Source organism: Arhodomonas sp. KWT (assembly GCF_010993615.1).
This window is the reverse complement of record NZ_WNXE01000836.1, coordinates 1-736: the sequence shown is the minus strand read 5'-3', so window position 1 is coordinate 736 and position 736 is coordinate 1. Positions and strand designations below refer to the sequence as shown.

1 pseudogene is annotated in these 736 nt (G+C 69.4%); it reads left to right on the top strand.

Going from position 1 to position 736, the window contains the following annotated elements:
- Window positions 1-577: pseudogene (locus tag G7A99_RS22765) on the top strand (multidrug effflux MFS transporter); the annotation flags it as partial.
- Between the last annotated feature and the right edge of the window lie 159 nt (window positions 578-736).

Genomic DNA, 736 nt, shown 5'->3' with positions numbered 1-736 from the left:
GCTCATTCGCCACCGGCACCTGCTCGGCTACGTCGGCGTGGGCGGGTGTTTCTACGGCGGCATGTTCGCCTATATTGCCGGGACGCCGTTCGCGTACATTGACTACTACGGCGTGCCGGACAGGCTCTACGGTTTTCTCTTCGGTGCCGGCGTGATCGGCATCATGACCACCAACCTCGTCAACGCGCGTCTGGTGCGGTATTTCGGCGTGAACCGGATGCTACTCGCGGGATCGCTGGCGGCCTTTGGCTGCGCGGCGGTCACCGGGGTGAACGCCACCACGGGCTGGGGCGGGCTCTGGGGGATCGCCGTACCGCTGTTCGCGTTCGTCTCGACCACCGGGTTCATCATCGCCAATGCCATGGCGGGCGCACTGGAGGACTTTCCCCGGCGCGCCGGCGCGGTCTCCGCCCTGGTGGGCGCGACCCAGTATGGCAGCGGCGTCGTCGGCTCCGCCCTGGTCGGGCTGCTCGCCGACGGCACGCCGCAGCCGCTCGGGCTGGTCGTCGCGATGGCGGCGACCGGCACGCTGGTCAGCTCAGGATACGTCGTCCTGATACACCGCCGAGCTCGCTAAGAGCAGCCCGCCCGAATGCGGACAGCGGTCGTGCAATCGCCTTTCGCCGCCGAACGCCCACGCCGCCCCCTACCCTTCCCGCAGCACCTATCCCGCGCGGGCCAGCGCCTGCTCCAGGTCGGCGATCAGGTCGTCCGCGTCCTCGAGGCCGACGGACAG